Source organism: Microbulbifer mixtoriginis (SeqCode) (genome assembly GCF_052467705.1).
This window is the reverse complement of sequence record NZ_CP174322.1, coordinates 434102-449483: the sequence shown is the minus strand read 5'-3', so window position 1 is coordinate 449483 and position 15382 is coordinate 434102. Positions and strand designations below refer to the sequence as shown.

The window sequence follows — 15382 nt, the reverse complement described above, 5'->3', positions numbered from 1 at the left end:
TGTTACACCTCCTCTCGGTTCGGCTCTTTGACGTCTTCGCCATCCAGCCAGTCGACCTTGTTCATTTTTCTCACCACCACAAACTCGTCCCGGTTACAGCCCACTGTGCCGTAGTAGTTAAAGCCGTAGGACTGCTGGGCGTAGCCGCCGATCATATGGGTGGGTTTCATCACCGCGCGGGTTACGGAGTTGTGGATACCGCCGCGGGTGCCGGTGGTTTCCGCTCCCGGTGTATTCACGATGCGCTCCTGGGCGTGGTACATCATGGCCATGCCGTCTGGCACTCGCTGGGACACCACCGCGCGGGCAGCAATGGCGCCGTTGACGTTGAAGATTTCGATCCAGTCGTTGTCTTCAATACCCGCCAGCTTGGCGTCGTTCTCACTCATCCACACGATGGGGCCACCGCGAGACAGGGTGAGCATCAGCAGGTTGTCGGAATAGGTGCTGTGGATACCCCACTTCTGGTGCGGGGTGATCCAGTTCAGCAGGATCTCCTTGTTGCCATTGGGCTTCTGGTTCAGCACCGGCTGTACGGTTTTCAGGTTGATGGGCGGCTTGTACACACACATGGTCTCGCCGAAGTCGCGCATCCACTCGTGATCCTGGTAGAACTGCTGGCGGCCGGTGATGGTGCGCCAGGGAATCATCTCGTGCACGTTGGTGTAGCCGGCGTTGTAGCTCACATGCTCATCTTCCAGGCCAGACCAGGTGGGCGAGGAGATAATTTTGCGGGGCTGCGCCACGATATCAGCGAAGCGGATCTTCTCGTCTTCCTTGGGCTTGGCCAGATGGGTGTGATCGCGACCGGTAATCTTGCCCAGGGCTTCCCAGGCCTTCACCGCCACCTGGCCATTGGTTTCAGGGGCCAGAGACAGGATCATCTCAGCGGCATCTACGGCGCTGTCGATACGGGCGCGGCCATCGCGGGCGCTTTCATCTTTCCAGGTGCGGTTGAGCTTCTTGAGGAAGTCCACCTCGTCATCGGTATTCCAGCTGATGCCCTTACCGCCGTTGCCGAGTTTTTCCAGCAATGGGCCGATAGAGGTAAAGCGGTTGTAGGTGTTGGGATAGTCGCGCTCCACCTCGATCATGCTCGGCGCGGTAACGCCGGGGATCAGGTCACACTCACCCTTCCACCAGGCCTTCACCCCAAAGGGCTGGGCGATTTCGGTGGGGGTATCGTGATGGATTGGCAGGGTTACCAAGTCCTTCTCCACCCCCAGGTGGCCGTCGGTCAGTTCGGAGAATTTCTTCGCCACACCTTTGAAGATGTCCCAGTCGCTGCGCGCTTCCCAGGCCGGGTCCACCGCTTTGGTGAGCGGGTGGATAAAGGGGTGCATATCGGAGGTATTGAGATCGTCCTTCTCATACCACGTAGCCGTTGGCAGCACGATGTCGGAATAGAGACAGGTGGTGGACATACGGAAGTCCAGTGTCACCAGCAGATCGACTTTGCCCTCACTGGGGGTATCGTGCCAGGCCACATCTTCCGGCTTCTTGCCGCCGGCTTCGCCCAGGTCCTTACCCATCAGGCCATGCTTGGTGCCGAGCAGGTGGCGCAGCATGTACTCGTGGCCTTTACCGGAGGAACCCAGCAGGTTGGAGCGCCAAATGAACATGTTACGTGGGTAGTTCTGCGGATTATCCGGGTCCTGGTTGGCGAACTTAAGCGCGCCGCGCTTGAGCTGCTGTACGGTGTAATCCTTGGCGGACATACCCGCAGCGGCGGCATCTTTGGTCAGTTGCAGCGGGTTCATTCCCAACTGCGGTGCAGAGGGCAGCCAGCCCATACGTTCGGCGCGGCTGTTGTAATCGATAATGGAAGCCTGCCACTTGCTCTTGTCGGCCAGCGGCGAAACCACTTCATCCATCTCCAACTTCTCATAGCGCCACTGGCTGGCGTGGTTGTAGAAGAAGGAGGTGCCGTTCATATGACGCGGCGGGCGCTGCCAATCGAGACCGAAAGCGAGCGGGGTCCAGCCGGTTTGCGGGCGCAGCTTTTCCTGCCCCACATAGTGGGCCCAGCCACCGCCGCTCTGACCGATACAACCGCACATCATCAACATATTGATGAGGCCACGGTAGTTCATATCCATGTGGTACCAGTGGTTGAGGGCGGCACCCACAATCACCATGGAGCGTCCACGGGTTTTGTCGGCGGTGTTGGCGAACTCGCGCGCAACCTGGATGACGTTCTCGCGGCGACAGCCGGTAATCTTTTCCTGCCAGGCGGGTGTGTAGGGCTTGTCTTCGTCGTAACTGTGCGCACAGTTGGGATCGTCGAGGCCGTGTTCAACGCCGTAGTTGGCCAGGGTCAGGTCGTAGACGCTGGCAACTTTGAGCACCTCGCCGTCTTTGTTCTGCACAAACTTCACCGGCACCTTGTAGTCGATCACATCGCTGTGGTCGGTGTGCTGGAAGTAGTCGTGCTCGTGGGTCTGGCCACCGAAGTAAGGGAAGGCCACCTGGGCGATTTCATCGGCGCAGTCTTTCAGGCTGAGCTTTAGCTTTACTTCTTCACCACTCAGGCCGTCGCGCTGCTCAATGTTCCATTTTCCCTGCTCGCCCCAGCGGTAACCTACGGAACCCTGGGGTGACACCAGCTGGCCATCGTGGTTGACGGCGATAGTCTTCCACTCCGGGTTGTTGTCCTGGCCGAGGTCATCTGCCAGATCGGAGGCGCGCAGGAAGCGGCCCTGTACCAGCTTGCCGTCGCGCTCTTCCAGGGTCACCAGCATCGGCATATCGGTGGTGGTGCGCACATATTCGGTGAAGTAGGCGCTGGGCTTATCGACGTGGAATTCTTTCAAAATCACGTGGCCGAAGGCCATCGCCAGGGCCGCATCGGTACCCTGACGCGGTGCCAGCCAGGTGTCGCCAAACTTGGAACACTCGGAGTAATCGGAAGTGATTACGCAGGTCTTGGCGCCCTTGTAACGCACCTCGCTGAGGAAGTGCGCATCCGGGGTACGGGTCTGCGGCACATTGGAGCCCCACACGATCAGGTAGTTGGAGTTGTACCAGTCGGCAGACTCGGGCACGTCGGTCTGCTCGCCCCAAATCTGTGGAGAGGCGGGCGGCAGGTCGCAGTACCAGTCGTAGAAACTCAGGCAGTTGCCGCCGATCAATGACAGATAGCGGGCACCGGCGGCGTAGGACACCATGGACATGGCGGGAATCGGCGAGAAGCCGGTTACCCGGTCAGGTCCGTATTTTTTGGTGGTGTAGACGTTGGCAGCGGCGATCAGCTCATTGGCTTCATCCCACTTAATCCGCACAAAGCCACCCATTCCCCGGCGTTCTTTGTAGGACTTGGCCTTGGCCGGGTCCTCGACAATGCTGGCCCAGGCATCCACCGGATCACTGTGTCTCAACTTGGCTTCGCGCCAGAGTTTTACCAGACGCTTGCGGATCTTCGGGTACTTGAGGCGGTTTGCCGAGTACATATACCAGGAGTAGCTGGCACCGCGCGGGCAACCTCGGGGCTCATGGTTGGGCAGGTCCGGGCGGGTGCGCGGGTAATCGGTCTGCTGGGTCTCCCAGGTGACCAGGCCGTCTTTGACGTAGATCTTCCAGCTGCAAGAGCCGGTGCAGTTCACCCCGTGGGTGGAGCGCACGATCTTGTCGAACTGCCAGCGGCGACGATAGCCGTCTTCCCAGCTGCGGTCGTCATGGGTCTTTTCCCCGTGTCCACCGGAAAAGGGCTCTTTTTGTTTCTTCAGATATTTCAGTCGGTCCAGGAAATGGCTCATGCGGTACTCCCAGGGCATCGAAATGCGGTTAAAGCATCGGTTTAGCTGGGAATATAAAAGCGCTGTAAAAGAGGATCACCTGACCAAAAAGGGGTAGAAAAGCGCTGAGCTACCCATGAGTAGGTAAGAAAATGGCGCCAGTTGATGGTTGAGGTTGGGCGTAAGTCCCGTAATGACTTAGGCGGTATTTAAAACACAGGCAATAGGTTAAATTTTGTGCAAAACTGGCACTCTTTGGTGGTACTCACAAATTTGAGCGCTTGTAAGCGGCACAATAGAGGCTATCCAACAGCGGCCCGAGATCGAAGTGAACTGATATGTTGAATCGAATCCGACAGTCCATCGTCTATCGAATCGGCACCCTGATGCTGCTCACAGTGTTAGTCGCGCTGAGCTCCATGGTGGCCTCTTACATTATCTCTGACGCCGCGGAAAACGATGCCGCCGCAGTGAACCTGGCCGGTTCCCTGCGCGCTATGAGCTACCGGCTCGCAGCGACAGCACCCTCTGGTGATATGGAAGCCACCGCCACACTATCGAACGAAGTGACTTCGCGCCTGAGCCGGGTATTGAGTATTTCCGACTTCAGTGCCAGCGATAACCTGCGCGCGGCGCGCAACTACCGCAAGGTAATCGGCAGTTGGGAGGAAGAGATTCGACCACTGTTGGAATCCATCGCCGTCGGTCGCACCAGCATGGATTCCCTGCAGTTGGCCACCCACCTGGAACCATTTATTCACGATGTAGACACCCTGGTACTGGACTATCAAACCATCGCCGAGGAAAAGATCAGCCTGCTGCGCCTGGTACAGGTGGCTTCCCTGTTCGCCATAGTGGCGCTTGTTTACCTGTCCATGTACATACTCCATCGCTCCGTGGAGCAACCTTTGAAGCAACTCATCAGCCGATCAATGAGCATCGCCCAGGGGAACTTCAACCAAAATCGCCTGGAGATCGACAGCGAAGACGAGTTGGGGGTTCTGGCGCGCACCATCAATTATATGAGCGACGAAATTCACGCAACCCACCGTGACCTGGCCCACCGCGTCGAACAAAAAACCGCCCAGCTACAGAAGAGCCACGAGGCACTGGATTTCCAATACCGACTGGCACGGCGTATCAGCGAGGGGCCCCTGGCCGGGTCCGAGCTGGGGCAATGGCTGGGCGAGTTCGCCAATGTCGCCGACTTGAACAACCTGGACCTGTGCCTGATGACACCCGAAGGCGAAGCCCCCTACGAACATCTGGTGCAGGGGTTTGGCAACAGCCAGTGCAGCGGCAGTGACTGTCGTGTTTGCGTGAGCACCTGCGGTCCCTCCGATGAGGGAGAGTTCCGCGTGTACCGCTTTCCCCTGGAAGTGGATAAGCGCAATTACGGCGTACTGATGTGCACTCTGCCCAGAGGCAACAGCCTCGATGAGGAACAGCAACAACGCCTGGCCACCTTTGCCGACAGCGTCACCGCCGCCATTGCCATCAACGAGCGCGAGGCCCAAGAGCGCCGCGTTGCCCTTCTGGATGAGCGCGCGATCATCGCGCGGGAACTGCACGACTCCCTGGCCCAATCGCTGTCCTACCTGAAAATCCAAGTCACTAGGCTCAATCGCGCCAATCGCAGCGAGCAGGTGGATAAGTCCAAGGTGAAGGAGATTATTACCGAGCTAAAAGAGGGATTGGACTCCTCCTATCGCCAGCTGCGCGAACTGCTCACCACCTTCAGGCTGCAGATAGGCCCTGGCGGCCTACGCAATATCCTCGAGCAATCCATCCTCGCTTATCGCGAGCAACACCCGCAGATCACTATTTTGCTCGACTATCACCTCAATGAAGTACCGCTCACTCCCCACGAGGAAATCCATCTGCTGCAGCTGGTACGCGAAGCTACCCAGAATGCCGTATACCACTCTCAGGGCGATATGGTGCAAATCAGCATGATTCAGGCTAATAACCAATCGCTCAATGTGCGCATCCGCGACAATGGTGTGGGTATCAGCAACGCACCGGAAAAACGCAACCACTTCGGTATGTCAATCATGCAGGAGCGTGCCAGTAATCTGAATGGAAAATTGAATATTCAGCGGCGTACGCAGGGGGGCACAGAGGTACAATTTAACTTTATTCCCCTTTATGCCCGAGAGCGGGAATTAGTTTGGAAGGATGCGGGGTGATAGCGCCCCATCCTAGACAGCAGAGTCACTGGGTACGGATGAGCAATCACTGTATCCAGTATTTTAAATTTAGCGAAAATGCACGTTAATAATTTTTTTCGATAACCCCAATTTTTTTTCCGGCTGCATCCTCCCTATACCCATCGCTTCATGTGAAGCCGGATATCCCGTTTCCACGAATTCCTTTATTCCCCAAGATACCCAGTAAAAAATACTGTCTCCTAAATTGGCCCTAAACGGCCAGAACCAAGCACATATGCTACAAGTAGTTATCGCCAGCCATCCATGATCTACACCGATCTTCATAGTGAATATAAGCGCTATTAAGCGTCTGGCATTAAATTTCTCGTATAGGTAATAACAAGATCGATTCAATATAGAGGAGAGGTTTATGAAACTCAGTTCATTACCCAAAATCGCTTATTTAATAATGGCGATGTTTTTACTGGCCTATTCCACTTTCACCACTGCAGATAACCACAATAAAAAAGAAAAAGACTCACCAACTGCCAAACATGGATCTGGCGAGAAAGCCTGGTCCGATGCCGGAGATGACAAGCGGTTTACCATTTTTAAGGCCGACCTGACCACCGCTAACGAAAATATGCTCGGTAAAAAGGTGAATCCACAAACCCCTAAAGATGCGGGTGGCTTCTTTATTGGCGCCTACAACAACCAGACACATATGCTGAGTTTTATGGTTGGCTACAGCGATCTATCACCCGGTGGGGTAGCGATGTCGCATTTCCATATGCAATGCGCTGGCGATGGCAAAGAGCCGCCTATCTGCAAGCCCGGCAAAGCGAGCGGTCCGATTATCCAAACTATCTGTGGAATGCCGACAAACCCCGGCATGGTTCCCGATTGGCCCAAGACCAAAACCGATAAGGATAAACACGGACTGGAAAAGAAATGCTCCGTGGGCACCAGTGGATTTATTATGGGTAAATGGATGGTGGAAGAGCCTTATCGAAAAGCGCTAATGGATGGAAAGGTCTTTATTAATATGCACAGCAAACTAGATCCCAAGGGTGAAATCTCTGGATTGCTAATGAAAGGTAAATAGCATTCTTTACAATGCCTTCCAGACCCAGCTTCGATGACCCTATGGAGAACGGTGATGTCCAACTACACTACATCATTTTTTAGCCCAAGTTCCCGGGAAGATGCTTACAAGGCAGTAACCGAAAAAATGTCCCAGTGGTGGACACCGGTAAGCGCACCCTTCCTAAAGGTGGGTGACATCGCCAAAACCGGTTTCAAAGGTCAATCTTACTGGGTCTTTCGCGCCAAAATATTGAAGCCCGAGAAATTGATTGAGCTTGAATGTACTGAATCCAATATGGTTTCAGATAACGTAGATGACCCCGAGGAGTGGAAAGGCAGTACTCTGCGTTTCGAATTTTCTGAGGAGAATACGGGAACTCTGATTAAATTTACCCATATTGGTCTATCCCCAGAAATGAAATGTTGGGATATGTGTAAAAGTGGCTGGGATTATTACCTGCAGGAAAGTCTTCAGGATTACCTCAAAGATGGGGCCGGCAAGCCAAACAGCTACTAGCGATATAGACGGCCCTATAAGGACAGATTTCACAAAAAAATCTGGTGAATTCTGCCGTTACCGTTGCAATAGAATATTAAGTTAGGGCAATGAATGCCTAAAGATGTAGGGCATATCAATGCCCTTTTACCTACTGTTGACACATATTTTTTCAATTTTTACCGACTACCTCTCGCCACTAACCCTCATCCTCTTACCACAAATCGATAGCCACACCGATTAACTGGCACAAAGAAACCACTATTAGCCATTCGTAAACATGGGACACTGGTGTGGTTTCAGAATGTTATGTAAGCGTTTCGCAGTTTCGATAAGATCTTTCTCTTGGCCTTTAAGGCCGATCAGCTGTGCTCCGACCGGAAGCCCGTTCCTATCAAATCCTATTGGTAAGGTCACAACAGGATGACCCGTCAGTGAAATCGGCGTTGTAAAGGCTGCCATCGCATCAAAATAATTTACCGGTTGCTCATTGATATACATAGGGAGGGCGTAATCACGCACACCATTGCGATCGCTGGTTGGCGCCATATGCTTAAACACCGAAGTCGCCGTAACGGGCAACACCCATACACTGTTATCTGCCAAAAAGGCATCAATAGCATCAGACAATATCTTTTTTTCGTCAATTGCATTGCTAAGGCGGCTTTTATTGTGGCGATAGCCAAGCATGACATTCGCGATGAATTCTGGTGAACGGCGCGCACTTGCACGCCCAAGAATGCTGGAAAGAAAACGTACAGGCGCCGACATTAAAGCGCTTGTTTCAAACCCCATAATTTCACCAAATGCGCGACGTGCCCGTTTAAAATCGAAATCTTTTGGTTGAGCCTGTACTACGTGAACCCCAGATTCTTCCCATGCGTTTTTCGCATTTTCAAAACATTTAACGATGCTCTTACAAACTTCAATCCCGCCGCTATCGACACTCCAGTTGACCTTTGGCATTTTAAACTCTTTCTGCCCAACGTCTGGCTGGTTATTCATATGTGTCCATACCAAGTCCAAGTCATCGCAAGTTCTGGCAATCGGCCCTATTCGAGCAAAATGCTTCAGCGGTGCAGCCTGGTTTGGCATAGTCCCATCAATGGGAATGGCATCCTCGCTCGGCAGAAGGCTAAACACCCCACAAAATGAGGCGGGGATACGCAAAGACCCACTCAAGTCTGTACCAATATCGACAAAGCTCATCCCCGCCGCTATCGCAGCTGCGCCGCCACCACTACTCCCCCCCGGTGTGTATTCTAAATTCCAAGGGTTGTTAGTGGTGCCAAATAGAGTATTACTGCACTGAAAGTCCATCGAGAGAGGCGGGAGATTCGTTTTACCCATAACCTGTGCACCGGCATTCAGCAGTCGTTCCACGGCAGATGCGGTTTGGGTAGGGTGGAACCCCTTGAAACGTTCCGACCCGAATGTGCAGGCCATCCCTCGATAGTAAATTTGATCCTTCAGGGTGATGGGCAAACCCGCCAACGGACGCATGTTACTTGTAGGCTGGTTTTCATTAAGTGTTACAACGGCATTGATCACCGGGTTGAGGCGCTGTATACGTTCTAGCTGGTGGTGTATTACCTCTTTGGCCTGGATATCCCCTGCCGACAAGGCTGCACAAATCTGGGTGGCTGGGTATTGATGAAGTTGCATGGCTTAATCCCGAACAATTTTGTTCCGGACGAATTTAGCAAGTAAAGTGGAAACCTGCTGTTCCTATCATGCTTTTCTGAGTGGAATATAAATACGAGTGAGTTGTTTTGCTGGGGCGATGTAGTTCGGTGTTCCCGAATAAGCTTCGAACGGAAATTCATCACGCAGCCTATAGGCTGTCTGAGCAAGCCAGTTGCGATAAATCTGGTTCCAAGTTTGGTAGAGGAATTTGTAATCCCCCCAGTGTTCAAAGACCGCCCATGTTCCAGCGTCGAACATGTGCCAATTATAGCTTTTGTTGTTGTTCGGGCGTTCTGAGTAGGCTCCACCGTACCAAACTGTAACGGTATCATCATTGAGCATCTGGGGCGTGTTAGGAAAACAGCTCATTAAGAATTGATCCGGTGGCACTGTCTCTTTGAGTAGCGCTAAAAAATATGCACCAATATCTAAATCACTCTTGTGGAAAAACTGGCCTTCATAGGTTCCTCTCGACTGCTGAAACCGGAAATAGAATGGTCGTAGAGTGACGATCTCGACTGGCTCAATCACCTGGCGCGGCGGCTGATTGATCAAATACGGGCGGCCCTGTTGCACCCCTGTTTCCGCGGCTTCGGGAGAATTGCGAAAAGCAGAGGGGCTTATTCCGAACTGTTTTTTGAATGCCCGAGAAAAAGCGCTATGGGTTTGAAAACCGCAATTTATTGCAAGCTGCAGTAAGTTGATGTTTGGAGTGTTGGTGAGTTCCAATGCTGCGGTCTCCAGACGGCGCACAGCAATATAGCGATTCACAGGTTCTCCCATATAAGCAAAAAACAATCGTTGAAAATGAAAAGGCGATAGATGGACATGATTAGCAATATCGGTGATTTTCAAATTTCTATGAAGATTTTCCTCAATTAACTGCGCTGCTTGAGTTACTTTATTTCTATTTTTATCTAACTTCTTCATCGGATTACTTTAGTAGCCCTTGAACCGATCTCTCATGAAAAATCTACAGCCAGTATTTATATCTTCGTCTAGCTTCTTTTCCTGCACCCATACGTATTAACGTCGACAAAAAATTCTATTTGGAAAAATCTAAAATGGTTTTTTTATTGTAGACACAGGGTTCAAAGCATAATTTGCTTACTCCACTGGTCAACAATAGCGGTGACAATACGATTTGAAAGGCCAGGCTTTTACGGCCTGCACGAATAGTTTTAATAAGAACCGGCATTCCCAGTCATAAGGACAAAGTAAGGGAAGTCCGCAAAATCTGTCTGCAGCCCTTCCCCTGAGCACCGTCTATCTTAGTCACTGCCTAAGTCCTTAAAACTCAAAGCTTACTTGATAGCTTGCTACCTTAAGCTGTTGGACGCAGCTTCACCAAATCATTAAGCACGCCTTCTAGGCCGCCATAAACTGATATTTTATCGATGCGTGTACTGACTTTTTCTAAGGATTCCAATTCTTTTAGACGCAGTAATGTAGGATTGTTATCCATCATCTTGGCAGTGTTATGCAGGGAACGCATAGCCTGGGTCTCTTCACGACGCTTTATTAAATTCGCTTCAGACTCCTTCTGAGCTTCCACTACCTGATTAAGAATCATCTTCATGTCGCCTGGTAAGATAATATCTTTCACTCCGACACTGACAATCTCGATACCATAATGCGCTAGTTTTTTATGGATAGCCGTTGCAATAACAATATTCAGTCGATCTTTATCTGCTAATAAGCTATCCAGAGTCTGGGTACCCACCGCTTCACGCAAACTTAGTTGTAATTCACGATAAATATGGTTTTTATAATCACTGAGCTTCAATGCCACCCGCTGTGGATCTGTAATCTTGAAACTGCCACTTAAGTTGATACGCAGGCTAACTCTATCTTTGGTTAGAATTTCCTGGCCACTCACTTCAATAGTTTGCAGGCGCATGTCTATCGATTTCACTGCGATAGAGCGATTGTATTTCCAAAATCCATAACGACCCGGCTGCAGCGCTTTCTCCAACTTTCCATTGACAACTAAAAGACCCACATGCTCATCGGGGACTTCGTTATAGCTTACTGCCTGAGCAGCGATGCGTATTTGGCTTGCGCAGGCACCGCGACCGAGAAGCCCCAGTACATTGTCATCAATGGTGTATTCCCTGGAAATATCCACAATACCTACACGAACGGTTTCCCCTCCTTTCCATATGGCCCGGTATGAACCAGGGGGAAGGATATCTACCAGGTTACCATCCCGATAGAAAAGTCCGACTTGTTGATCAGACAATTCGTAGGACTGCAAATATTCACCTAACACTTCGCTATAAGTATTCAGCAGGAATTTTGCTTTAATCGCATCAAAAACCACCTCAGTAATATCATAGGTCTCCACCCGTACATCACCTGAGAGCAGCCAAATACGGTGACGCCCTGGTGGCAGCACCCTTTCAAATCGGCTGCGGCGAAACAGTAGTGCTCGCTCGTTATCAGCCACATTGACAATCTTCCATATTTTAAAGAGAGACTTCATTTCTCCGATCTCTTATCATTTTATTCCTTTAGGGTGGGGCCCACTCGATCTCAGAGTGGCCCAACGCTTATACACAGAGGGTGCAAAATACAGCGGTTCTGCAAAGTTCTTCTTGCACCCATCCTGGGTAACGAAGCCAACATCCTTGGCCAAAATAGAATCAATGCAAATGCTGTAATCCACACGCACAGCGTAAACCCACGCAAGGCGACACTGCCGCCGGCGTGCCTTTATGGCTAGCTATTGCTGCAATTCCCAATAACCGAAACCATAAGGCACTGTAGGCCCCGGATAGATTTCAACAAAGAGGGCTTCTTTGTGGGGACTCGAACCCCAGGCTCTCGCCTTCCCTTAAGGTCGCTTTCCAGGCGACGTGACTTTGACAGGAATCGAACCTGTAACAAACCGATTTAACGGTTGCTCTACCAATTGAGCTACAAAGTAGGCGTTTGAAGATTGCCCCAGTGGGTACACCTACCGCCAGCGTCGGGGGTGCCAGGCCGGCATACAGAACCGGCTCCGCTGACTGGAACACAAACATTCAAACTTGATTGCGGAGAGCCTGCCCTTTAGGCATAACTTCCGACATTCCTCACTATTAAACGCCTTATCCCTGGCCTGTGCTAACTATCCTTTGACACAGACTACCTGCTTGAGGGTGTAAACGATTTCCACCAGATCTTTTTGTGCTGCCATAACCTTCTCAATAGGTTTGTAGGCCGATGGGGTTTCGTCGATCACACCTTCATCTTTACGGCATTCCACGTCGACAGTAGCCGCGCGATGCTCTTCCAGGGATACCAGTTTTTTCGCCTTGGTGCGGGACATCACCCGCCCGGCACCATGGCTACAGCTGCAGAAGCTTTCCTCGTTTCCTAACCCCCGCACAATAAAAGACTTGGCCCCCATACTTCCGGGAATAATGCCCATTTCATCAACACGCGCCCTTACAGCGCCCTTGCGCGTTACCAGTACCTCCTTGCCATAGTGTTGTTCGCGGGAAACGTAATTGTGATGGCAGTTTACCGCCTCCATGCGCGCCTCAAAATCCATACCCAGTGCCTGCTTCACCGCGCCAATAGTGCGTACCATCATGACTTCACGATTGATGCGAGCAAATTCCTGCGCCCATTCCACCGCCTGCACATAGTCATCGAAATGCTCGCTACCCTCGGGGAAATAGGCCAAGTCACTATCGGGCAAGTGGATATGCCAGCGTTCCATATCCCGCTTGGCCTTTTCGATAAAGTAGGTACCAATACGGTTACCCACACCACGAGAGCCACTGTGCAACATCAGCCACACGCTGCCTTGCTCATCCAGGCACATCTCAATAAAGTGATTACCGCTGCCAAGCGTTCCCAAGTGATTGATATTATTGGTATTTTTCAATACTGGGTGCTTCTCTTTCAGCGCCTCAAACTGCTCTGCCAACGGCGCCCAGCCGGCAAGTGCATCGTCCGGCGGATTCTCCCAGGCACCCTTATCCCGACCCCTACCCCGGTGTCGACCAGTGCGGCCGTGGGGCACGGCGCGCTCAATGGCACTGCGGACGCCCGCCAGGTTGTCTGGCAGCTGTGCTGCAGTGAGGCTGGTGCGGACTGCCATCATGCCACAGCCAATATCCACACCCACAGCTGCGGGGATTACCGCTCCCAGGGTGGGTACCACACTGCCAATGGTGGCGCCTTTGCCCAGGTGTACATCGGGCATTGCCGCCACCCACTTGTGGATAAAAGGCAACTGCGAAATATTTTTAAGCTGAGCCCTGGCTTCTTCTTCAAAGGGCACACCTAAGGTCCAGGACTTAATCGGTACCCCACCTGCCTGCATCACTTCATACGGCAATGGCTTCATCTCTCGCTCCTTTAAGAATCTCATGAAACCAAGAATCTCATGAAACCGCGTTACCACTTCACGCGCTTCTTTTGCCATTGATATAGCGAATTGAGTGCCAACTTTTGCAGAAACTTTCCAAATTTCTGTAACTCATTGTTTTTTATGAAAAAATTATTTTATAGGTAGCATTCTAAGCGATAGTTAGCCCAGTACGATGTTTATAAAATCTATCTTTTAAGATAGCTATTTATTATTTTAGATAGTATGAAAACAGTAGCTATCAGTATTCTCGGCACGACTAAAGACCGGCGCGGTAAAAGTGACAAGCGTTGGGACAAGTGGCGCCCCAATATCTCTATGTGCCAGCACGATGACCTGCTGATCGATCGGCTTGAGCTCCTTTTCGACAACCACTCGAAAAACCTGGCAGACCAGGTCACTGAGGACATTGCACGTATTTCCCCTGAAACCAACGTGGTCCATCACCGGGTCAACTTCAATGACCCCTGGGATTTCGAGAGTGTGTACAGCAACCTGCTGGATTTCGCCCGCGATTACGCTTTTAAGCCGGATCAGGAGCAATACCTGGTACATATCACAACTGGCACCCACGTGGCCCAGATCTGTCTCTACCTGCTCACAGAGGCCGGTTATTTCCCTGGGCGCCTGCTGCAAACTTCTCCTGCACAGAAAAACAGTAATTTGCCGGATCAGTACCAGATTATCGATTTGGATCTATCCAAGTACGACCAGATTGCCTCACGTTTCCAGCGAGAACACCAGGAGGGCACTACCTACCTGAAAGGCGGTATCGAAACCAACAACCAGGCCTTTAACCAGATGATCGAGCAGTTAGAGCAGGTCTCTATTCGCTCCGATGCGCCCATTCTCATTACAGGACCGACGGGGGCAGGAAAATCCCAGCTGGCCCAGCGTGTCTATGAGTTACGTAAACAACGCGGAAAATTGGAAGGAGGCCTGGTAGCAGTAAACTGCGCCACCCTGCGTGGTGAGAATGCCATGTCCGCCCTATTCGGCCACCGCAAAGGAGCCTTTACCGGTGCCACCACACACCGCCCTGGGCTATTAATGGAGGCGGATAAGGGTCTGCTATTTCTGGATGAGATTGGCGAGTTGGGACTGGACGAACAGGCAATGCTACTGCGGGCCATAGAGCACAAGCGCTTTATGCCCTTTGGCTCAGATAAAGAGGTGAGCAGTCACTTTCAGCTGATCGCTGGCACCAACCGGGATCTAGTACAGCTCAGTCGCGAGGGTAAGTTTCGTGCAGACCTGCTGGCCCGTATCGACTTATGGACCTACCGCCTACCCTCTCTGCGTGAGCGTATTGAAGACCTGGAACCCAATATCGACTTTGAGCTTGAAGCCTTCTCCACAAAGTCTGGCCACCTGGTGAGCTTCAATAAAGCGGCGCGGGAGAGGTACCTGAACTTTGGCCGCTCGGTAGAGGCCAGCTGGTCAGCGAACTTTCGCGATCTTAACGCCAGTATCCTGCGCATGGGCACCCTCGCCGACGGCGGGCGTATCACGACCCAGGTAGTGGAGGAGGAAATTCACAGATTACAGATTAAGTGGCAAAGCCCACAGAATAAGTCATCACTGCCCTTGGCCCGTATTGAAACGTTGTTGGGCCGTGACCGCATCGAACAGATGGATTACTACGAGCAGATCAAGCTGGCGGGACTGATTCAAGTTTGTGAGGAGTCCAACTCTATGGCGGCGGCCGGACGCAAACTGTTCCAAGTAAGCCGCACAGCAAAAAAATCCAATAACGACTCTCACCGGATACGCCAACTTTTAGATAAATACGGTCTTAAATTCGACCAACTGAATAAAACATAGAGGCCGCCTGGCACCATTTTTTGTTAGTCTCATTCCTAAACCC

At 51.7% G+C, this 15382-nt stretch carries 9 protein-coding genes and 1 tRNA gene; 4 read left to right on the top strand and 6 right to left on the bottom strand.

Annotated features, from left to right (window positions below):
* Positions 1–2: 2 nt before the first annotated feature.
* Complete coding sequence (locus ACJJIB_RS02090; protein ID WP_444887711.1) at positions 3–3755, bottom strand: nitrate reductase subunit alpha; 3753 nt, start codon at positions 3753–3755, stop codon at positions 3–5.
* A 317-nt stretch (positions 3756–4072) separates the two neighbouring features.
* Here ACJJIB_RS02090 and ACJJIB_RS02085 point away from each other — a divergent pair, with 317 nt between their 5' ends.
* The 3 genes from ACJJIB_RS02085 (at position 4073) to ACJJIB_RS02075 (ending at position 7487) form a co-directional block, all read left to right on the top strand.
* Complete coding sequence (locus ACJJIB_RS02085; RefSeq protein WP_444887710.1) at positions 4073–5923, top strand: histidine kinase; 1851 nt, start codon at positions 4073–4075, stop codon at positions 5921–5923.
* 391 nt (positions 5924–6314) lie between these two features.
* Complete coding sequence (locus ACJJIB_RS02080) at positions 6315–6989, top strand: CHRD domain-containing protein (RefSeq protein ID WP_444887709.1); 675 nt, start codon at positions 6315–6317, stop codon at positions 6987–6989.
* Between the two features lie 54 nt (positions 6990–7043).
* The gene (locus ACJJIB_RS02075) at positions 7044–7487 is read left to right on the top strand and encodes an SRPBCC family protein (RefSeq protein ID WP_252084091.1); all 444 of its coding nucleotides are present in this window, start codon (positions 7044–7046) and stop codon (positions 7485–7487) included.
* Between the two features lie 243 nt (positions 7488–7730).
* Here ACJJIB_RS02075 and ACJJIB_RS02070 read toward each other — a convergent pair whose 3' ends face one another.
* The 5 genes from ACJJIB_RS02070 to ACJJIB_RS02050 form a co-directional block, all read right to left on the bottom strand.
* Positions 7731–9131, bottom strand: coding sequence for an amidase (locus ACJJIB_RS02070; RefSeq protein ID WP_444887708.1), 1401 nt, complete (start codon positions 9129–9131; stop codon positions 7731–7733).
* Between the two features lie 66 nt (positions 9132–9197).
* Positions 9198–10082 carry a helix-turn-helix domain-containing protein gene (locus ACJJIB_RS02065; protein ID WP_444887707.1) on the bottom strand — a complete coding sequence of 295 codons (885 nt, stop codon included), beginning with the start codon at positions 10080–10082 and terminating at the stop codon, positions 9198–9200.
* Positions 10083–10476: 394 nt separating this feature from the next.
* Positions 10477–11637, bottom strand: coding sequence for a slipin family protein (locus ACJJIB_RS02060; RefSeq protein ID WP_444887706.1), 1161 nt, complete (start codon positions 11635–11637; stop codon positions 10477–10479).
* A gap of 374 nt (positions 11638–12011) precedes the next feature.
* Positions 12012–12080 (bottom strand) — tRNA-OTHER (locus ACJJIB_RS02055).
* A 184-nt stretch (positions 12081–12264) separates the two neighbouring features.
* Positions 12265–13494 carry an RtcB family protein gene (locus ACJJIB_RS02050; RefSeq protein WP_444887705.1) on the bottom strand — a complete coding sequence of 410 codons (1230 nt, stop codon included), beginning with the start codon at positions 13492–13494 and terminating at the stop codon, positions 12265–12267.
* Between the two features lie 246 nt (positions 13495–13740).
* Between ACJJIB_RS02050 and rtcR the strand changes: the two genes are divergently transcribed.
* Positions 13741–15339: an RNA repair transcriptional activator RtcR gene (gene rtcR, locus ACJJIB_RS02045; RefSeq protein WP_444887704.1), complete on the top strand. Its 1599-nt coding sequence runs from the start codon at positions 13741–13743 to the stop codon at positions 15337–15339.
* Positions 15340–15382 lie beyond the last annotated feature (43 nt).